The sequence below is a fragment of the Hoyosella subflava DQS3-9A1 genome (assembly GCF_000214175.1).
Lineage (GTDB): Bacteria > Actinomycetota > Actinomycetes > Mycobacteriales > Mycobacteriaceae > Hoyosella > Hoyosella subflava.
Genome location: NC_015564.1, coordinates 1,065,642 through 1,084,799, shown reverse-complemented (window position 1 = coordinate 1,084,799; position 19,158 = coordinate 1,065,642). Strand labels below are relative to the sequence as shown.

Here is a 19,158-nt window from a genome sequence, read left to right as displayed (position 1 = left end):
CGATGCAACTAACTACGGCGTCATGGCGCTACATAGCGAAGAAGACCGGCCGGAATTTCTTGCGTGATGACTGCGTCGATCTCGCGGCCGCGCTCACTTTCTATGCCGTGCTGTCGCTTTTCCCTGCTTTGCTTGCTCTCGTCTCGCTCGTGGGTTTGCTAGGTCAGGGCCAGCGAACGGTTGACGCGGCGCTGGAATTCCTCGCCGATGTTGCACCAGAAGTCGTCGTTGAAGCGCTGGAAGGACCGATCGAACAGGTCGTAGCTACCCCCTCGGCAGGTCTTGCCTTTGCCGCAGGTCTCATCGGCGCGCTGTGGACAGCTTCGATTTACGTCAATGGGTTCGGCCAGGCACTGAACCGCATTCATGGTGTTGAGGAGGGTCGGCCCTTCTGGAAACTGCGTCCATTCATGCTTGGCGTCACCATAGTTGTCCTGGTGTTTGCTGCGCTGGTGTGCGCGATGCTTGTCGTAAGCGGCCCGATACTCTTCGCAGTCGGCGGACTTGTCGGACTCGGGGACACCACCTTGCAAGTGTGGAACTTCGCCCGGTTCCCGCTCATCCTCCTCCTCGTGATGGTGCTGGTGGCGCTCCTGTACTACGCGACACCTAATGTGCGGCGGCACCGCTTTCGCTGGCTCAGCGCTGGGGCAGTTGTGGCGATCAGCGTGTGGGTAGCGGGCTCAATAGGTTTCGGCAGCTTCGTCACCAACTTCGCGACGTACAACCAAACATACGGTTCCCTAGCTGGCATTGTCGTCTTCCTCCTCTGGTTGTGGATCACAAACATCGCGCTCCTGTTCGGCGCCGAACTCGACAGTGAAATCCAGCGCGGAAAGCAACTCCAGAATGGCGTTCCGGCCGAGGATCAGGTGCGACTGGAGCCGCGCGACACACAAGCCACCATCAAGCGGGACAGTCAGCGTGAAGAGGAAGAGCGGGACGGACTGCGACTACGGCGTGGCCGGGGCCATCCTGACGAGACCCAGCCGTGAGTCGGACCAATCCTGGGTGCCTCCGGTCGCGAATACATCAGTGACTGACTGATACGGGCCAGGGAGGACTGATGTCGCGGAGCGTGAACCAACTTGCCGCATACGGGTTCGGCACGATTTACCTCGCCGTAGGCATTCTCGGTTTCACCGTTTCGGGTGGGTTCCCTGTCGCTGGCGCGGAAGGAGGTGCCCTGCTCGGACTCTTCGGTGTCAACGTCCTGCATAACATCGTTCATCTGCTAGTTGGTGTCGGCCTCATCGTGGCCGCCACAGCCGGAACCCGTACTGCTAAGGCAGCGAACGTAGCAGTCGGCGCAACTTACCTGCTCGTCGGCGTGGCTGGGCCAATCATCAGTGCAACGGTGCTCAATGTCCTGGCTCTCAACGGACCGGACCATATCCTGCACTTGGGTAGCGCGCTTGCCCTCCTCGGCGTGGGCATGCTCGCGGACCGCCCAGTAGCCCGCCCAAAGTTTGTGTCGCCATGACAGTCACTATGCGCACTTCGGCCAATCCCTCCCGCAGCGCGGAGCGGTCACCCATGCTGAGAAAGCACAGGAAGGATGTCCGATATGCCGGAGCATGAGCGTGTTCGGGCCGTCGTACCGGCCGGAGACGACGGGGCCCCCGAGCCACCCGAGGTACTTCTCTCGCGAGCGAGCCTGGGCGATGAGGAGGCGTTCGCTCAATTCTACGACCACGTGACTCCGTCAGTGTTTGGACTGGTCCGGCGGATTGTGCGCGATCACGCCCAATCAGAGGAAGTCACGCAGGACGTTCTCGTTGAACTCTGGCGGACCGCTCCCCGTTTCGACCCGGAACGAGGCAGCGCAATGACTTGGGCGATGACACTCGCGCATCGACGCGCGGTAGATCGCGTCCGCTCCGCACAAGCGTCGACGGACCGCGAACGAAAAGCGGCATACACGTCGGAGCAACGGAGTTTCGACGAGGTCAGCGAGAAAGTAGACGCAAAGATGGAGCGCCGCCAGGTACAGCGATGTCTCGGCTCGCTGACGGAACTGCAGCGCGAATCGGTAATGCTCGCTTTCTACCAGGGATACACCTATCCCGAGGTCGCGACACTGCTGAAGGTGCCGCTGGGGACTATCAAGACCCGGATGAGGGATGGGCTTATCCGGTTGAGGGATTGCATGGGGGTATCGCGGTGAGAACCGACTTTCATTCGCTAACAGGGGCCTACGCCCTCAACGCTTTGCCCGCTTTTGAGCGCGAACGCTTCGAGGCGCACCTGAAGCGGTGCCCGATGTGCGCCAACGAAGTCGCTGAACTGCGTGAAGCCGCCGCACGCGTCGGCGCCGCTGCCGCGGTTGATCCGCCAGAACAGCTGCGCGAGCGCGTTCTGAACGAGGTCGCACAGACGCGCCAACGGCCCCCTGAAATTGCGCCTGAGCCACGTCGGACATCATGGCTACCAGTCGCATCTTCGGTCGTTGCGGCAGCCAGCCTGGTTGTCGCTATCGCGCTTGGGATCCAACTCGGGCAGGTCAACGAACGTCTAAGTGACGAGACGGAAGCGCGCCAACTTCTCGCACAGCAGTACGAGGAATTCGCCACGCTGATCACCGCCGAAGACGCCCAGATGATGACCACGACAATGGAGAGTGGCGGCGCTGCCACCGCGGTGGTCGCACATAGCCACGGAGCAGCCCTATTCGTGACGCACGATCTCGCGCCGCTTCCCGAGGATCTCGCGTATCAACTGTGGGTGCTAGGGCCAGACGGCAGCCACTCGCCGGGACTCATCGAAAATTACGAACAAGATGCAGTACTCGCCCGGGGAATCGGCGAGGGTTCGCAACTCGCGGTGACGATCGAACCGGCCGGCGGTTCACCGCAGGGCACCACCGACCCGATCATGGTCATGCCAGTTGACTGACACCGGAGGCCTAGACGCACAAGAACACGAGAAGAGGGAGAGTGGAATGGCCGTCACCATCGCACCGTTGCGCGCCGTCGCGGTGAGCATTCTGGCGGTGGCGGCGGCTCTCGGCGCGGGCCACCTAGCAGCGGGTTTCATCAGTCCCGAAGCCTCACCGATTTTCGCGGTCGGAAACGCGGTCATCGACGTTACACCCACGCCGATGAAGGAGTTCGCGATCCAGCAGTTCGGAGAGGACAACAAGAATGTCCTTCTCGGTTCGATCGGATTAGGTCTTCTGGTTCTCGCCGCGGTCGCGGGGCTCGCTTCACGGAAATCGAAGATCGCGGGATCGGCTCTGATCCTGATCCTGGGCGCTGCGGCGGTGGCGGCGGCGCTCTCTCGCCCGACATTCACTGGTCTGTGGCTCGTCCCTCCTGCCGTCAGCATCCTTGCGGGCGTGGCGAGCTTTGTCTGGTTGCACGGCGCGGCAGCGGTACCCGATTCGCCCGAAGTGCCCAGCGAGAATAAACAGATGGCCTGGGACGTTCCCGGCCTGGGCCGTCGCACATTCCTGGTCACTTCGACCGCCGTCGCAGTGGGCGCGGGGGCAGCCGCACTCGGCGGCAGGATGCTTGGCCAGCGAGTTGGTGCGGAAAGTTCCCGGGAGGCGCTCGACATCATCGCGGACATTCCCGCACCGCCGATACCTCCCGGCGCTGACTTCACGGCGGACGGGACACCAACTTTCATCACCCCGAACTCTGAGTTCTATCGCGTAGACACTGCGCTGACGCTTCCGCAGTTGCGCGCCGACACATGGCAACTCCGCATCCACGGCATGGTCGATCGCGAGATCGTTCTCACCTACGATGATTTGCTGTCAATGCCGCTGGTGGAGAAGACGATCACGCTGGTTTGCGTGTCTAACGAAGTCGGTGGCCCGTACATCTCGACCGCGAACTTCATCGGCGTCTCTTTGGCAGACATACTTCGTCGAGCGGGCCTCAACCCCCGCGCCGACCAGCTGGCAACGACCAGTTCCGACGGTTGGACGTGTGGCACTCCAGTGGATGTTGTGATGGCTGAAGACAGCAACGCCCTCGTCGCCATCGGCATGAACGGCGAACCGCTTCCCGTCAAGCACGGGTTCCCTGTGCGCATGGTTGTTCCTGGCCTGTACGGATACGTGTCAGCCACGAAGTGGCTGGTCGACATGGAAGTCACCACGTTCGATGAGTTCGACGCCTACTGGGTCCGGCGCAACTGGGCTGAGCGCGGACCAGTCAAAACGATGTCCCGGATCGACCGACCGCGCTCGTTCGCTGAAGTCCCGCCCGGCCGGTACGTGGCAGCCGGAATCGCGTGGGCACAGCACACTGGCATCGACCGTGTCGAAGTTCGCGTGGACGGCGGCGAATGGGTTGAAACCGAATTGAGCACTGAAGTCAATATCGACACGTGGCGGATGTGGCGAATTGAGCTGGATCTCGAGCCCGGAAGCCATCGTATTGAATGTCGCGCCACTGACCGCACCGGTTTTACGCAGCAAGAAGAGCGCGTACCTCCTATACCGGATGGTGCAACAGGCTGGCATTCGATCGCCTTCAGTGCCCAAGCATGATCTCGAAAATATTTCTTTCTTCTCAACCAATCCTCAGGCAACATCGCGTCGAATATCATTCGAAGGCACCGGAGGAACTGGTCCGGGCCACGTCCGATGAAGGAGTGATAGTCCAATGCGCGTTACCAAGAAAATCGCTGTGCTTTCGGCCGCCTCGGCGCTCGCATTAGTAATGTCTGCGTGCGGCACCGACGACGAGAACGGCACAACGGACACAGTCCAGGACGCTGTGCCTACCATGGAAGACGACACGACCATGGAAGACGACACCACCATGGAAGATGACGACATGGCCATGGGCGACGGTGTCACCACCGTCGACGATGTCTTCGGCGAAGCCTGCGGCGCTGTGCCTACAGACCCAAGTGATCCAGGCTCGCTCGACGGCATGGTCGCCGATCCCGTAGCCACCGCAGCGAGCAACAACCCGCTGCTGCAGACTCTGGCAACCGCAGTCGACGAAGCAGGTCTTGTTGATACCCTGAACGATCCGAACGCCGAGTACACCGTCTTCGCACCGACTGACGATGCCTTCGACGCGCTCGGTGAAGAGACCTTGAACGAGGTGCTCGCGGATCAGGAGCAGTTGACGTCGATCCTGACCTACCACGTCGTTCCGGAGCGCCACGATCGTGACGCGATCCTCGAGGCTGGCGAGCTCGAAACCATCCAGGGCGAGACAATCACAATCAGCGGATCGGGCGATGACGTCACCGTCAACGACGCGACCGTGCTGTGCGGCAATATTCCTACGGCCAACGCCACCGTGTTTGTCATCGACACCGTGATGCTTCCGCCGGAGGAGTGATCCCTCAATTACCTAACAGGTAATGCGTGAAAACCACCTCAGCCTCAGCTGAGGTGGTTTTCGCTTTTTGACGAGTTTCCGCCCGATACACTGAAGTTGTTAAGCAACCCTAAATTCCTGCGGAGTCAGAATGCGCATCGAAATATATCAGGGTGACATAACCCAGGCCGAGACCGACGCGATCGTCAATGCAGCAAATTCCTCTCTACTGGGTGGCGGCGGAGTTGATGGAGCGATTCACCGCGCCGGTGGTCCGGCAATCCTGCGAGACTGCCAAGAAATCCGTGCTACGACATTTCCGTCGGGACTGCCACCCGGGAAAGCGATAGCGACAACTGCCGGAGACCTTTCGGCGCGGTGGGTCATTCATACAGTTGGCCCGGTCTACTCGGCCAGTGAGGATCGCTCTGACATACTTCGTTCGGCTTACCTCAGCAGCCTCGATGTCGCGAGCGGACTCGGGGCCAGGTCTATCGCCTTTCCGCTGATCTCCGCAGGGGCGTACGGGTGGCCACTCGCAAACGCGGCACTGCTGGCCGTTGAAGCCGTCTACACCTCGCGCACGAAGTTGGCGGTCCACCTTGTCGCGTACTCACCGCCAGCGGCAGATGCGCTGCAACAGGCGTTTGAAGAGATCCGGCGCCACGAGTAGGGCAATTCAGGCTTGCTATGAAACCAGTTGCATAGCTATGCTCCTGGCATGTCGTTGGAGCATGCGATTCTCGTATCGCTGATGGAGCGCGCTGGGTCTGGTTACGAGCTGGCCCGGCGATTCGACCGCTCCATCGGCTACTTCTGGAGCGCAAGTCACCAGCAGATTTACCGCACGCTCAAGCGAATGGCTGACGTCGGCTGGGTCAATCAGGAAGTCGTCTATCAGGACGCGCGGCCCGACAAAAAGGTCTACAGACCGAGCACGGAAGGCCAGAAAGCCCTGCGAGCGTGGATCTCCGAGAAGACCGGCGAGACGAACTCTCGAGCGACCCTAGCGGTCAAGCTTCGCGGCGCCAGCTACGGAGATGCTGGCGCGCTGGTAGAGCAATTTACTCAATACCGCGACACCGCTCTCCGCCAGCTCGCCGTGTATCGCGAGATTGAGGCGCGGGACTTCCCCGATGCAGAATCGCTGACCGGTCGCGCTCTGCACCAGTATCTGGTACTTAGAGCCGGGATTCTCGAAGAACAGACGCTTGCCGAATGGTGCAGCGAAGTAATCGCCCGCCTCACCGGCGTTCTGAAGCAGCCGCACAAGCCAGAGAATGCGCGAGAAGAGGCGCAGCCCGCCCACCCTCGCTAACCGGATGCACAGCCCGCATTCTGGTCGCCCCCTCATGAAAGTGACATCACCAATGGCCGATAGCTCCGCAACGCCGCACTCCAAGTATCCGAACCTGCTGTCCCCACTTGACCTGGGCTTCACGACGCTTCGAAACCGGGTCATCATGGGTTCAATGCACACGGGCCTCGAAGATCGGCCGAAGAATACGAAGAAGCTCGCGGCTTACTTCGCTGAGCGGGCGCGTGGGGGCGCGGCACTTCTTGTCACTGGCGGCTACTCCCCCAATCTCGAGGGCTGCCTCTACCCCTTCGCTGGCAAGCTCACAACAAAGAAGGAGGCGAAGCGCCACCGCGAGATCACGGGTGCAGTGCACAAAGAGGGCGGCAAGATCGCGTTGCAGATTCTGCACGGCGGTCGTTACAGCTATCTGCCCTTCAGTGTTTCAGCCTCGAGGATCAAATCGCCCATCAACCCGTTCACGCCGTTCGCACTCCCGGACATCTTGATCAAGAAGACGATCCGCGACTACGCCCGGTGCGCCAGGCTGGCGAAAGAGGCCGGCTACGACGGGGTCGAGATCATGGGTGGTGAAGGGTACTTCATCAACCAGTTCCTGTGTACGAGGTCGAACAAGCGCACCGACAAATGGGGCGGCTCACCCGAAAACCGTCGGCGTATCGCTGTCGAAATCTCCAGGGCGATCCGGGACGCGGTCGGCACGGATTTCATTGTGATCTTCCGGCTCTCCATGGCGGACCTCGTCGAGGATGGCCAGACGTGGGACGAAATTGTCGGGCTTGCGAAGGAACTCGAAGGTTCCGGAGTCGACATCATCAACACCGATATCGGCTGGCACGAGGCGCGCGTACCGACAATCGTCACTTCTGTTCCGCGCGGCGCATTCGTCGAGGTGACCTCTAAGCTCGAGAAGTACGTCGGCATTCCCGTGTGCGCATCTAACCGGATCAACATGCCCGAAATGGCCGAGGAGATCCTCGAAAACGGGGATGCTCAGCTGATCTCGATGGCACGGCCGATGCTTGCCGATCCGGATTGGGTCAACAAAGCCGCTGAGTCACGCGAAGACGAAATCAACACCTGCATCGCCTGCAACCAGGCGTGCCTCGACCACGCATTCGGGATGAAGAAGGTTTCCTGCCTGCTCAACCCAAGGGCGGGGCGAGAGACCGAACTCGTTCTGTTGCCAACCAAACGCGCGAAGCGGGTCGCTGTAGTTGGGGCCGGCCCAGCTGGCCTGTCTGCAGCGATCAACCTCGCGGACAGGGGCCACAAGGTCGAACTGTTCGAAGCGGACTCGGAAATCGGCGGACAATTCGCGATAGCCAAAGAGATTCCTGGCAAAGAGGAGTTTGCTGAAACGATCCGCTATTACAAGCGTCAGATCGAAGTCAAACAGGTCACACTGCATGTGAACACTCGAGTCAGCGCGAGCGAACTCATCGAAGGTGGGTTCGACGACGTCATCCTCGCTACCGGAGTCACGCCCCGGGTCCCGAAGATCACGGGCGTCGACCACGCGAAAGTCCTCACTTATGCCGAAGCCGTGAAGGAGAAGAAGCCCATCGGACAAAAAGTTGCCGTGATCGGGGCCGGTGGCATCGGCGTCGACGTGAGCGAGTTCCTCACACACGAGACTTCTCCGTCGCTCAACCTCGAAGAGTGGAAGGCAGAATGGGGCGTCGACTACGAGGAGACACTCCCCGGTTTCGTGACGGAACGTAAACCGTCGCCGTCCCCGCGCGAGGTCTACCTTCTCCAGCGCAAATCCAGCCGGATCGGCAAGTCGCTGGGAAAGACAACCGGGTGGGTGCACCTCGCGGCACTGAAGGGCAAAAAGGTCAAGCAGATCACCGGTGCCAACTATGAACGCATCGACGACCAGGGTTTGCACATCAGTTTCGGCGAGGAAAGTAAGGACGCGAAGATCCTCGACGTGGACACTGTTGTTCTGTGCGCCGGGCAGGAATCCGTACGGGACCTCGAAGCGGAACTGAAAGCCGCCAACATTCCAACCCACATCATCGGTGGCGCCGATGTCGCCGCCGAGATCGACGCGAAGCGCGCCATCCGGCAGGGCACGGAGCTCGCAGCGAAGCTATAGCGCGGCGCAACCACCGCCCTTCTCCGCGTCGCACGTACGCGCGGTCGTGCGCAGTCGCGGAGAAGGGTCAGCTGCCTGACGTATAGCCTGGAGCGCATGCGTTCAACGATCATCCACGGACCAGGTGATGTCCGGCTCGAAACCGTCGCCGATCCCGCGATCGCCGCTCCCACAGATGCGATCGTCCGCGTCATCCGCACCTGCGTATGCGGGTCCGATCTATGGGCCTACAGAGGCACTGAACCTACAGATCAGCCGCACCCGATCGGTCACGAATTCATCGGCGTCGTCGAAGAAACTGGCACCGAAGTACAGGGAGTCGGTGTCGGAGATTTCGTCATCGCACCATTCGCGAACAGCGACGGGACCTGCGCGAACTGCACGAACGGCATCTACACATCCTGCACCCGGGGTGGTTTCTGGGGGGGACTGAACCGCGCCGGTGAGCAGCTCGGTGGTGCCCAAGCAGAATTCGTGCGTGTCCCCTACGCGGACGGAACGCTCGTCGGTCTTCCTGAACAGCCAGAGCCCGACACGTACGCAAGCCTGCTCACGCTGACCGACGTGATGGGCACCGGTCATCACGCGGCCGTCATGGCGAACGTATCCCCCGGCTCCACAGTTGTGGTTGTGGGTGATGGGGCTGTCGGCCTGTGCGCGGTCATTGCAGCGAAACGGCTCGGAGCCGAACGCATCATCGCGATGTCCCGCCACGAAACACGGCAGTCGCTGGCACGCGAATTCGGCGCGACAGATGTCGTCGCCGAGCGCGGGAAAGAAGGCGTCGCGCACGTCAAAGACCTCATTGGTGGCGGAGCAGACTGCGCGCTCGAATGCGTCGGGATGAAAGACTCGATGTCACAAGCGCTCGCCAGCCTCCGGCCCGGCGGACACCTCGGTTTTGTCGGCGTGCCCGCGGGCGCCCCGGAACTGCCCGCGGGCGCGATCTTCAGCAAGAACCTGCGCATTGGCGGCGGGGTTGCGCCCGTGCGCGGCTACATCACGGAGTTACTCACTGATGTGACGACGGGAGGCATCAATCCAGGGAAGGTCTTCGACTCCACTATGAAGCTTGACGAGGTGGGCGAAGCCTACCGGGCAATGGATACCCGGTCGGCAATCAAAGTGATGCTTCAGGTCTGACCGCAGGCTCGACTCTCGCGTCGTGTTAGTGACTTACTAAGACCCGATGAGGCTGCCAAAAAGTGAGCCGAAATCAAGCTGGATGCCGCCACGGGGAGGGTCAGGGACAGGATCTGCGCAACCCGTCACCGTCGTCTCATAGAATTCACCTGAGCCGCGGTCAGCAGCGCTTGGTCCGAGAATCATCCGATACCTGATCAAGTGGCTATCAGCGCCAATGTTCGGACGCCCTATCGTCTCCTCAGCTTTTGACCCAAAGTTCCCGTTCGATGGCGCGCTTGATGCCTACGATGCGTTTGATCCACGAGGGCATCGAAAAGACTGCTGAATCGCCACCGTTTGCATTTCAGTTTCAGGACGCGAACTCCGGGAGGCAGAACTGAATTGATCCTAGGTCGATATTCATTCCCGAGCATTCAGCGCCACCACCCGCACAGGTTTGGACGTCGATTGTGTGCCACGTCGTAAACGGATTCGGATCGTCCGGACCAGCAACCGTCCACCCAAAGGTATGCTCATTGCCATATTCTGCGACGTCCGCACCGAAACCTGCCTCTCCGTAGCCAGTCCACGATGGGTCATCGTAATCGCGCTCTCCGCCGCCGAACACGCGCCAGCTGATCGTTGTCGTCTCGATCGAGGGAGTGGTGAATGGGCCGACTGTAATGGACGTTTCAGTGCCATCGGTGGGAATTACCTGATTTTGCGTTTGCCCGTCCGCGTGCACGACAAGACGCATGTTCTCGACCTTGTGCGTCCCTCCAGGGTCAATGATGCTTGCAGAGAAGGTTGTTTCGCCGCACTCGCCGGGGCCTGTTATCTCTACCTCGGCGCCGTTATGGCCGGCATGCGCAATACCGATCGACGCAGTATAAGAAAGAGTTAATGCAGCAAATAGAACGCCGGTTCTCCAAGTCCTCATCCTCAAGCCTCCACAATCATGGGGCGCCGCACGGACACCACTAGTACCAGATGACATATCAATCCTGATTAGAGCAAGCGAAGCTTGCGAATACACCAGAACATATTTATCACAAAACGCTATTTTTTAAATTCTCCGCGCTTGGTCCCCTATTCAACCCACAAATCCAGTCGATACACCAGCGAAGTCCACGCGGTCCACTGCCCGGATGACTCTGCCAAGCACAGTACGATCGCGTCATGGCCATACCCCTTCCCAGCACTGAGAACTGCGCAGTAGTCACCGGCGCGTCACAAGGAATAGGTGAATCGCTCGCTGCAGAACTCGCTTCGCGCGGCTACAACCTCATTACTGTTGCCCGACGGCGGGATGTGCTCGAGCGCAACGCAGCCAGCTTGAAAGAGAAGTTCGGTGTGAGCGTCGAAGTGCGGGCGATAGACCTCGCAAACCGCGCCAAGCGCACTGAACTCAGTGAGGAGCTCGCCAGTCGCGATATCGCAATCCTCTGCAACAATGCGGGAATCGCAACGTTCGGACCCGTCAGCAAACTCGATCCCGATTACGAACGATTCGTTGTCGAACTCAATGCGGTCGCGGTCCATGACCTGACGCTCGCCGTATTGCCCGGGATGCTCGAGCGTCGCAGCGGCGGCATCCTGATCACTGGTTCAGCTGCGGGAAACATGCCGATTCCCAACAATGCGACGTATGCCGCAACGAAGGCGTTCACCAACTCGTTTAGCGAATCGCTCCGCGGGGAACTCAAAGGAAGCGGGGTGCACGTCACGCTCCTCGCGCCTGGGCCGGTCCGTACGGATATGCCACCTGTCGAGGAGCAGTCAGTTGTGGAACGCGTCGTTCCTGACTTCTTCTGGGTTTCGGGTGAGTACACGGCACGACTGTCCCTCGACGCGCTTGCACGCAACAAGATGCGTGTCGTGCCCGGGCCATTGAGTAAGGCGATGTCCGTTGCGGGCGGTTACACGCCACGCGCGGTTGTCGCACCGATTGTCGGTAGCTTCTACAAGAAGCTCGGCGCAGAGTGAAGGGTGCAACAATGGGTTCAAAGACGTCCCTGTCCGAGGCGATCGACCTTGCCAAAGGCTTGATCCCGATTACCAAGGCCGGGATCGTCGCCCCGATGCGGCCTGACCGTCTCGGCAAGGTCGCCGCCGCGTGGTACCGGTTCGACTTCACGCCCGGCGGGCTGATTGCATTCGGTGCCCGCCGGAATCCCGATCATCCCGCCGTGATCGACGATGCCGGGACAATCACTTACGGCGAGCTTGACGCTACTGCCGATGCGCTCGCTCGCAGCCTCGTCCAGAAAGGTGTCGAGCCCGGCGACCGCATCGGTATTCTTGCCCGGAATCACCGAGGATTCCTACAGTTGATCGGCGCGTCAGCGCGCCTGGGAACCGACCTGGTCATGCTCAATACCGGCGCGTCCAGCGGTCAGTTGGTGGATGTACTGCGCGAACAAAAGCTCGTGTGGCTGTTCCTCGACGAGGAATTCACCGAACTCCTCCCCGAAGACTTCAGCGATGCTCAGGTCGCGCTCTCATGGGCTGACACCGGCTCGTCTGCACCACGGGACGGGTGGACGACCATGACCCAACTCATCGACGAAGCTCCCGCGCCGAAAAGCCCCGAAGCCAAGCTCCCGGCACGGCCTCGACGCGGCAAGACGATCGTCCTCACCTCAGGCACTACAGGCACACCGAAGGGCGCGAGGCGCCCGGAGCCGCGAAGCTGGATGCCCGCGTCAGCTCTCCTGTCTCGCTTTCCCCTTCATAGCAAAGAGGTGAGCTTCATCGCCGCGCCCATTTTCCACACATGGGGCTTCGCAACGGTCCAGATCAACCTCGCGCTGCGTTCCACGCTGGTGATGCAGCGCAAGTTCTCCCCGAAGGACACCCTGCGGCTGGTGTCTAAGCATCGGGCAGCATCACTCTTCCTCGTCCCCACGATGCTGCATCGCATCGTCGACCTGCCCGAGAAAGACCGCGACGTCGACCTGTCGCACCTTCGTGTGATCGCCGCCAGTGGATCGGCAATTCCCACCGGGCTTGTCAAGCGCACCCTCGATGAGCTCGGCCCAGTCCTCTACAACCTGTACGGCTCCACGGAAGTCAGCTGGGCCGCCATTGCCACACCGGACGAATTGCTCGACTACCCGACGACCACTGGCCGCGCACCGCTGGGCACAGTCGTGAAGATCCTCGACGACGACGGGAACGAGGTACCCAACGGCGAGGTCGGCAACATCTTCGTGGGTAACGGGATGATTTTTGAGGGATACACCCGTGAGGGCGCCGACCAAGAAGTCCGGGGCAACCTCATGTCGACCGGCGACCTCGGCCACCTCAATGACGAAGGCCTGCTTTTCATTGACGGGCGTTCTGACGACATGATCGTTTCTGGCGGAGAGAACGTGTACCCGCGCGAAGTCGAGAATGTGCTCAGCGAACTCGATGGTGTTCTCGAGTCGACTGTCGTGGGCGTCGACGACGACGATTTCGGGAAAAGACTCGCAGCGTATGTGGTTCGCAAAGAGGGACAAGCGGGCGATCAACTCGACGAAGACAGCATTAAAGCGCACGTCAAGGACAAGCTAGCGCGATACTCGATCCCCCGGGACGTCGTCTTCCTCGAAGAGCTGCCCCGCAACGCTACCGGGAAGGTCGTGCCTCGAGACCTGCCCGACCCACAAGGCGAAGAGAAGACGTAAACGTCGACTGGTTGTAAATACGCACCCATGTCCGTGACATGCTGGCTACTGTGAATGGAGTGCACGACAAGCTGGTGTGGATCGACTGCGAGATGACTGGCCTTGACCTCAGCAAGGATAAGCTCGTCGAAATCGCCGCCCTGGTAACAGACGCAGACCTGAATATTCTCGGCGAAGGCATCGACGTGGTCATCCACGCGGACGACGCTGACCTCGACGCGATGCAGCCCGTGGTGGCGGAGATGCACCGCCGCTCCGGTCTGACCGAAGAGGTGCGGAACTCAGCGGTGACCATCGATGAGGCGCAGGAGTTGGTGCTGGACTATATCCGCAAGCACGTTCCGACGCCGAGCACCGCCCCGCTCGCTGGTAACTCGATCGCGACCGACCGGGGTTTCCTCTCTCGCGACATGCCGAAACTCGACGAGCATCTGCACTATCGAATGATCGACGTCAGCTCAATCAAGGAACTGTGCCGACGCTGGTACCCGCGGATCTACTACGGTCAGCCGGATAAGGGCCTCGCGCATCGAGCACTCGCCGACATTCGCGAGTCAATCCGAGAACTCAAGTTCTATCGTCGCACCGCTTTCGTGGCTTCCCCCGGCCCGTCGACGACCGATATTGCGCAGGTCGCGAAGGAACTTCTGGAGGAACACAACGGTCCTGCGGGGCCCGATTCGGCAAAACGCATCTAAACGCGCTAGTATCGGGACGCTCGCTGCGAATGAGTCGTCGAGGCTTATGTGTTGTGCGAGCATGGTGGGCGTAGCTCAGCTGGTAGAGCACTGGGTTGTGATCCCAGATGTCGCGGGTTCGAGCCCCGTCGCTCACCCAAACGAACGAGGTTCGAACCTCAGCCAGGGGAAATCTTTGGCGGGTTCGGGCCTCGTTCTCGTTCTGTGGGCGCAGCCAGCACTGCGCCACCCAAAACTGGGTTTCGATTGCGGACAGAAACTGTCCGCATCCCCGGTTAGGGTCGAAGTTGTGACGGACACGAGAACAGCGCGAACGGTCGCGCGGAAGATGGGCATCAAAGCTGGGTCGCGCGCGCACTTCGCGGGCGCCCCGGATTCGGTGGTGGCCGCGATGTGTCTGCCTGCACTTGACCTGTGTGACGAACTGACACGCGAGTTCGACTACCTTCACCTGTTCGTCACCCGTCAGCATCAGATGCGCGGCCAGTTCCCAGTCCTGCGTGATCGACTCCGGGCCAACGGGATGCTGTGGGTCTCGTGGCCCAAACGCGGGCAGCTTGGCACGGACCTGACAATGAAGTCCGTGATCGCGATCGGGTACGACCTGAGCATGGTGGAGAGCACCTGCCTGCGCATCGATGAAGTGTGGGCGGGACTGAAGTTCACCCACCCCAAGCCTGGCAAGGTCTATGCCAATAGCTACGGCACGCTCCCAGGTCACTACGCCTGACGCTGTTGCCTCAGGCGTTCCCGGCCTTCCAGGTCGACCACGGGATGTTCCAGTCACCGAGTCCGTCAAACCCGGAGAGCGTGCCACCCACGGTGTTGCGGACGACAACGAGGTCACCGGGCTTAGTGTTGTAGTAGAACCACTGCGCGTTCGCAGGACTGACGTTGAGGCAGCCGGCACTGACGTTGCGGTAGCCCTGATCCCCCAGTGACCACGGCGCCGAGTGCACGTAGATGCCGCTGTACGACATCTGTGTGGCCCATTCAACTCGCGTGCGATACCCGTTCGTTGAGTTCACTGGCACGCCGTATGTCGATGAGTCCATGATCATCGACTGCTGCCGGTCACCAATGATGTAGGTGCCATTGGGTGTGGGCGTCGAACTCTTGCCGAACGACGTGGGCATGGTCCGGACCACAGTGCCATTCACCTGAATCGAAATGGTCTTCGAATAGTCATCCGCGATCGCGATCACCGAGTCGCCGATGGTGAAGGTCGTGCTCTTGTTCGCTTCTCCGTACAGACCGTCACCGAGGTCATAGCCGTACACGTCCACGTCGACCGTGACAGTAGTGCCGGGCACCCAGTAGTCTTCTGGACGCCAACGGACCTCGGTGTTGTTCACCCAGTAGAAAGCACCCTCCACCGGCGGGTCAGTCGTGATGGTGATGCGATCCTCAGCAGCCTTCCGATCCGGGATGGACTCGTCGAACTGCACACGCACCGGCTGACCGATCCCGACGACAGCGCCCTCCCAGGGCATCGCGTACGGCATCGTGAGGTTGTTCGGTTGCAGCGTCGTGAACTGGCTCGAAGTGGTCGTCGTGCCGCCCGGACCCTGCGCTTCTGCGTCAAGGGTATATACGCGGCCGTAACCCAGAACCTCAGTGGTGGTCCACGACTTTCCGTCCGCCGCGATCTCACCGTCGACAACTTTTCCGTCGATGTTCGTCAATGTCGCGTTGACGAGAGACCCTTCCGACACCGCGAGCGTAAACGGCTCGAGCGGGTCGATGCCGACCGCCCCATCGGGCTGTGACTTGCTGATCGCTGGCTTCGGCAGTTCAGCTTGCTCACTGACAGGTGTTGCACTGTTACCAGAAGGGACCGTGCATGCGACAGAGAGAAAGAGAGCACTGGCGGCGAGAATCGCGGCCCCCACTGCTCTTTTACGTCGATCTGGACTACCCATCCGGGTTTTCATGCATCCCACCACACTCGTCTTATCGTGCTTGTCGCCGTACGCGCTTAGCTTTCGTCCACTCGATACCTGCTTGTTACGCATTTCAGGCAATCAGGACGCATTGTCCGCACGAGGCGGAACCTATCGATGAGTATGCATGAGTGACGCTAGCCCCGGATAGAGGATCGTGACCTACCCAACTGCACTATCGTCTGTTTGACCGACTCGGGTGCACGCTTGAGCTGACCAGCCGATTTCCACTATGGGCGCTAACCTGTTACTGTTTCACACCGCAGCACGCAGTGCAGGCGCCATTAGCTCAATTGGCAGAGCAGCTGACTCTTAATCAGCGGGTTCGGGGTTCGAGTCCCTGATGGCGCACCTCCAAGCCCCAGGTCCATTCGGACCTGGGGCTTTTTGCTTCCGTTGCCTCTCCCCCGAGGCTCGATCCGGTAAGTATTCACGCGCTACGCGCGGCATTTGCTACCGGATCGTCCGAACGAGGGAACCGATTCTCCCGAGGCGCGTCTAACCGTTCTATGGATTTGCAGCGCGTTCAGGCGATCATGGCGCATCAAGACGGGGTTATTCGAATCAGCCAGGCGCTCGGGGCTGGTATGTCGCGCGATCAGATTCATCGGCGGGTTGTGTCCGGGGAATGGGTGCGACTACACCAGGGTGTCTACCTGCACGGTGGTCGTTCACCTAACGCCGCGGCGTGGCTGCGGGCGGCAGTTTATTCCGCAGGACCGTCCGCGGTTGCTCACAGTCTCAGCGCCGCGTGGTGGCACGGATTGCTCGCACGTCCACCTCGAAAACATTTCGTGTCAATCCCTGCGGCCCGTCGGGTGCGCCCCGTGCCGCACAGGCATGTGCGCCACCGCAATCTGCTCAACCTCGATACCACGACCGTCAGGAGCCTTCGTGTGACGTGCATTCCACTGACGATTCTCGAGGCCGCTGTCGACCACCCCGAAGGGTCAATGTTCATGGACAGGGCTCTCCAGAAGCATGCGTCGCTGCACAACCTGTGGTCAGTCCATGAGCGTAATCGCGGCCGGGCTGGCGCGAAAGCTGCCGAGACCCTTCTCCGCGCAGCGGGTGAGGGCGGAGCTTCAGAAGCCGAACGAATGCTCACCAGACTGCTGCGGCGCTCCGGAATATCTGGGTGGAAAGCGCACGTCCACGCACTCGGCTACGAAATCGATGTCGCCTTTCCGCTTCAACGAGTCGCAATCGAGGTCGACGGGTGGGCATGGCATCGTGACGCCAAACGCTTTAAACGCGACATGGACCGGCAGAACGCCCTGCTTAATGCAGGCTGGCACGTCTTGCGTTTCACCTGGCATCACCTGATGCATGAGCCGGACCGCGTCGTGAAGGAGATTACCGCGGCCTTAGCGAATCGCCCCACGATTTGGTAAACCCTGACGCGCTACGCGCGGCATTCGCTACTAGATCGCGCTAGGGCAGTTAACCGCTTGGGCGGCCTCGGGTTCCAGGCTCCTGCCGGGGCATCGAATTCGGCGGGACCGCGTAGGGGGTTCCCTGGTTGAAGAAACCCGTGACGATATCCGGCCCGCATTGAGCAAGCGCTGCGCCTGCCTTCGGCCATGGAGTCCCTAGGTTAACCGACCCGGGATCAGGTGCGGCCGCGAAGTTGAACGCTGCGCTCATGTCTCCAACCACGCTGCGCCGCCAGGGCGTGAGATTGGGCACCGGGACACCGAACCGCTTTTCGATCAAACGAAGCTGTGACGTGTGATCGAGGACATCCGAAAAGACCAGTCCGCCCCTGCTGTACGGCGAGACCACCATGCTGGGTACTCGGAAACCGAGGCCGATAGGCCCTGCAATGCCATCCGATTCGGTCACCGACGCGAGCGGTGCCGTTAGGTACTCCCCTGGCGTTCCTGGAGGGGCCGTGGGCGGGGCAACATGGTCGAAGAACCCGCCGTTTTCGTCATAGCTCACGATCAGCGCCGTCTTCTCCCACAGCGCCCGGTTGGACGTGAGAATATCGAGCACCTGCACGAGTCCGACAGCGCCGAAGGCGGGAGGCAATGCGGGGTGTTCACACTCGAGCAGCGACGGCACGATCCAGCTCACTTGCGGGAGTGTTCCGTTCTGGACATCGTTCTGAAACTCAAGGGGATACGTCGGCGCGACGCCCTTGCGGTATAGGGCCGATTGGGGATCTGCCGATTGCACGAAGCACCCGAGCATGCCATCGAGAAGGACGCTGGAAAGGGGCCCGAAGTCTTTGTTTTGGTAGACCTTCCAGCTGACGCCGGCTTCTTCGAGATTCTCCGGAAAAGTGCGCCATGAGTACACATGTTGCGGGAGTAGCTCGGGGGTGTACACCAGTGGGCCGCCGTGGGTCCCCGCAGGATCAATGGACGCGCTGATCCAATACAGGCGATTAGGGTCAGTCGGGCCCATCACAGAACAAAAATAGTGATCGCACAGCGTAAACGCATCCGTTAACTGATAGTGCACGGGCAAATCGTCACGCGTGTAGTAGCCCATTGTGGCGGGCCCATTTCCCGGCCCCTCATGCTGTAGATGGACCGTCACCCACTGGTCCATCCGCCCACCGTTCCATGCGTGATGCTGCGGACCCCAACTGTGGGTGGGGTCGTTAATGCACTCCCCATTCAGGGTCGCGCCACGCGTGGTGTCGAGGCGGAACGGATTGAGGAATCCCGTCGGTGTTGGGCCGATACCCGGCGCGTAACCATATTGGTTCCACGCAGCCGACGGGTCATCGAACCCGCGCACCCCGGACTGCGTGCCGAAGTAGTGGTCAAAAGACCGGTTCTCGAGCATGAGCAGCACGAAATGCTCGATGTCGTCGAGCGTTCCGTGACCCATCGGATCCGCGGCGTATGCCCGTTCGATCACCGGTCCTGCCCAGGAGGTCAGCAGAACAGTACCACCGGCGGCGAATGCTTTCGCGAAGAATTCCCTGCGGCTCATACCCGCAAAGGGCCCGGATGCGGCCATAGGCATTCCTGTGGTGAGGGCGAGTAGGAGGAACA

The 19,158-nt window shown here is 60.7% G+C and carries 18 protein-coding genes, 2 tRNA genes and 1 pseudogene; 18 read left to right on the top strand and 3 right to left on the bottom strand.

Translation table 11 applies throughout. The features are described 5' to 3' along the window. The first annotated feature begins 2 nt into the window (after nt 1–2). The 10 genes from AS9A_RS05085 to AS9A_RS05040 all read left to right on the top strand — a co-directional run bounded on the left by AS9A_RS05085 (nt 3) and on the right by AS9A_RS05040 (nt 9,853). Nucleotides 3–995, top strand: a complete 993-nt coding sequence (locus AS9A_RS05085) for a YihY/virulence factor BrkB family protein (RefSeq protein WP_013805853.1) — start codon at nt 3–5, stop codon at nt 993–995. A gap of 71 nt (nt 996–1,066) precedes the next feature. Next, the gene (locus AS9A_RS05080) at nt 1,067–1,483 is read left to right on the top strand and encodes a DUF4383 domain-containing protein (protein ID WP_013805852.1); all 417 of its coding nucleotides are present in this window, start codon (nt 1,067–1,069) and stop codon (nt 1,481–1,483) included. 84 nt (nt 1,484–1,567) lie between these two features. Beyond that, a complete protein-coding gene (locus tag AS9A_RS05075) occupies nt 1,568–2,167 on the top strand; it encodes a sigma-70 family RNA polymerase sigma factor (RefSeq protein ID WP_013805851.1) in 600 nt (199 codons plus the stop codon). Continuing rightward, nucleotides 2,164–2,895 (top strand): anti-sigma factor, encoded by a 732-nt coding sequence (locus AS9A_RS05070; protein WP_013805850.1) that lies wholly within the window; start codon nt 2,164–2,166, stop codon nt 2,893–2,895. Before AS9A_RS05075 ends, AS9A_RS05070 begins: the two co-directional genes overlap by 4 nt. Before the next feature lie 46 nt (nt 2,896–2,941). Beyond that, on the top strand, nt 2,942–4,501 hold the full coding sequence (locus AS9A_RS05065; RefSeq protein WP_013805849.1) for a molybdopterin-dependent oxidoreductase: 1,560 nt from the start codon (nt 2,942–2,944) through the stop codon (nt 4,499–4,501). Nucleotides 4,502–4,616: 115 nt separating this feature from the next. After that, nucleotides 4,617–5,309: a fasciclin domain-containing protein gene (locus tag AS9A_RS05060; RefSeq protein WP_013805848.1), complete on the top strand. Its 693-nt coding sequence runs from the start codon at nt 4,617–4,619 to the stop codon at nt 5,307–5,309. 130 nt (nt 5,310–5,439) lie between these two features. Next, nucleotides 5,440–5,961, top strand: coding sequence for an O-acetyl-ADP-ribose deacetylase (locus tag AS9A_RS05055; RefSeq protein ID WP_013805847.1), 522 nt, complete (start codon nt 5,440–5,442; stop codon nt 5,959–5,961). A gap of 48 nt (nt 5,962–6,009) precedes the next feature. Continuing rightward, on the top strand, nt 6,010–6,606 hold the full coding sequence (locus AS9A_RS05050) for a PadR family transcriptional regulator (protein ID WP_041450882.1): 597 nt from the start codon (nt 6,010–6,012) through the stop codon (nt 6,604–6,606). 52 nt (nt 6,607–6,658) lie between these two features. Then, nucleotides 6,659–8,710, top strand: coding sequence for an NADPH-dependent 2,4-dienoyl-CoA reductase (locus AS9A_RS05045; RefSeq protein WP_013805845.1), 2,052 nt, complete (start codon nt 6,659–6,661; stop codon nt 8,708–8,710). A gap of 96 nt (nt 8,711–8,806) precedes the next feature. After that, the gene (locus tag AS9A_RS05040) at nt 8,807–9,853 is read left to right on the top strand and encodes a zinc-dependent alcohol dehydrogenase family protein (protein ID WP_013805844.1); all 1,047 of its coding nucleotides are present in this window, start codon (nt 8,807–8,809) and stop codon (nt 9,851–9,853) included. Nucleotides 9,854–10,205: 352 nt separating this feature from the next. On the opposite strand, the gene AS9A_RS05035 is transcribed toward AS9A_RS05040, so the two are convergent. After that, nucleotides 10,206–10,775: a hypothetical protein gene (locus AS9A_RS05035; RefSeq protein WP_013805841.1), complete on the bottom strand. Its 570-nt coding sequence runs from the start codon at nt 10,773–10,775 to the stop codon at nt 10,206–10,208. A 239-nt stretch (nt 10,776–11,014) separates the two neighbouring features. Between AS9A_RS05035 and cmrA the strand changes: the two genes are divergently transcribed. The 5 genes from cmrA (at nt 11,015) to AS9A_RS23130 (ending at nt 14,934) form a co-directional block, all read left to right on the top strand. Further along, on the top strand, nt 11,015–11,821 hold the full coding sequence (gene cmrA, locus AS9A_RS05030) for a mycolate reductase (protein WP_013805840.1): 807 nt from the start codon (nt 11,015–11,017) through the stop codon (nt 11,819–11,821). A gap of 11 nt (nt 11,822–11,832) precedes the next feature. Then, nucleotides 11,833–13,506, top strand: a complete 1,674-nt coding sequence (locus AS9A_RS05025; protein WP_013805839.1) for an AMP-binding protein — start codon at nt 11,833–11,835, stop codon at nt 13,504–13,506. 59 nt (nt 13,507–13,565) lie between these two features. Further along, nucleotides 13,566–14,204, top strand: a complete 639-nt coding sequence (gene orn / locus AS9A_RS05020; RefSeq protein WP_013805838.1) for an oligoribonuclease — start codon at nt 13,566–13,568, stop codon at nt 14,202–14,204. 64 nt (nt 14,205–14,268) lie between these two features. After that, nucleotides 14,269–14,341, top strand: a tRNA-His gene (locus AS9A_RS05015). Nucleotides 14,342–14,493: 152 nt separating this feature from the next. Beyond that, a complete protein-coding gene (locus AS9A_RS23130; RefSeq protein WP_013805837.1) occupies nt 14,494–14,934 on the top strand; it encodes a hypothetical protein in 441 nt (146 codons plus the stop codon). A 10-nt stretch (nt 14,935–14,944) separates the two neighbouring features. Here AS9A_RS23130 and AS9A_RS05005 read toward each other — a convergent pair whose 3' ends face one another. Continuing rightward, nucleotides 14,945–16,138, bottom strand: coding sequence for a L,D-transpeptidase (locus tag AS9A_RS05005; protein WP_192808165.1), 1,194 nt, complete (start codon nt 16,136–16,138; stop codon nt 14,945–14,947). Nucleotides 16,139–16,425: 287 nt separating this feature from the next. Between AS9A_RS05005 and AS9A_RS05000 the strand changes: the two genes are divergently transcribed. From AS9A_RS05000 to AS9A_RS24535, 3 genes and pseudogenes are all read left to right on the top strand, one after another. Next, a tRNA-Lys gene (locus AS9A_RS05000) sits at nt 16,426–16,498 on the top strand. A 158-nt stretch (nt 16,499–16,656) separates the two neighbouring features. Then, nucleotides 16,657–16,794 (top strand): annotated as a pseudogene (locus AS9A_RS24770) (type IV toxin-antitoxin system AbiEi family antitoxin domain-containing protein); the annotation flags it as partial. 249 nt (nt 16,795–17,043) lie between these two features. Beyond that, nucleotides 17,044–17,541 (top strand): endonuclease domain-containing protein, encoded by a 498-nt coding sequence (locus AS9A_RS24535; protein ID WP_237707930.1) that lies wholly within the window; start codon nt 17,044–17,046, stop codon nt 17,539–17,541. A gap of 49 nt (nt 17,542–17,590) precedes the next feature. On the opposite strand, the gene AS9A_RS04990 is transcribed toward AS9A_RS24535, so the two are convergent. Then, on the bottom strand, nt 17,591–19,123 hold the full coding sequence (locus AS9A_RS04990; protein WP_041450879.1) for a phospholipase C: 1,533 nt from the start codon (nt 19,121–19,123) through the stop codon (nt 17,591–17,593). Nucleotides 19,124–19,158 lie beyond the last annotated feature (35 nt).

Coding starts and splice junctions, on each gene's coding strand:
- AS9A_RS05035 (WP_013805841.1), bottom strand. CDS start 10,775: ATGAGGACTTGGAGAACCGGCGTTCTATTTGCTGCATTAACTCTTTCT.
- AS9A_RS05025 (WP_013805839.1), top strand. CDS start 11,833: ATGGGTTCAAAGACGTCCCTGTCCGAGGCGATCGACCTTGCCAAAGGC.
- AS9A_RS05060 (WP_013805848.1), top strand. CDS start 4,617: ATGCGCGTTACCAAGAAAATCGCTGTGCTTTCGGCCGCCTCGGCGCTC.
- AS9A_RS05080 (WP_013805852.1), top strand. CDS start 1,067: ATGTCGCGGAGCGTGAACCAACTTGCCGCATACGGGTTCGGCACGATT.
- AS9A_RS05050 (WP_041450882.1), top strand. CDS start 6,010: ATGTCGTTGGAGCATGCGATTCTCGTATCGCTGATGGAGCGCGCTGGG.
- AS9A_RS05040 (WP_013805844.1), top strand. CDS start 8,807: ATGCGTTCAACGATCATCCACGGACCAGGTGATGTCCGGCTCGAAACC.
- AS9A_RS04990 (WP_041450879.1), bottom strand. CDS start 19,123: ATGGCCGCATCCGGGCCCTTTGCGGGTATGAGCCGCAGGGAATTCTTC.
- AS9A_RS05055 (WP_013805847.1), top strand. CDS start 5,440: ATGCGCATCGAAATATATCAGGGTGACATAACCCAGGCCGAGACCGAC.
- AS9A_RS05005 (WP_192808165.1), bottom strand. CDS start 16,138: ATGAAAACCCGGATGGGTAGTCCAGATCGACGTAAAAGAGCAGTGGGG.
- AS9A_RS05085 (WP_013805853.1), top strand. CDS start 3: ATGCAACTAACTACGGCGTCATGGCGCTACATAGCGAAGAAGACCGGC.
- AS9A_RS05075 (WP_013805851.1), top strand. CDS start 1,568: ATGCCGGAGCATGAGCGTGTTCGGGCCGTCGTACCGGCCGGAGACGAC.
- AS9A_RS05065 (WP_013805849.1), top strand. CDS start 2,942: ATGGCCGTCACCATCGCACCGTTGCGCGCCGTCGCGGTGAGCATTCTG.
- cmrA (WP_013805840.1), top strand. CDS start 11,015: ATGGCCATACCCCTTCCCAGCACTGAGAACTGCGCAGTAGTCACCGGC.
- AS9A_RS05045 (WP_013805845.1), top strand. CDS start 6,659: ATGGCCGATAGCTCCGCAACGCCGCACTCCAAGTATCCGAACCTGCTG.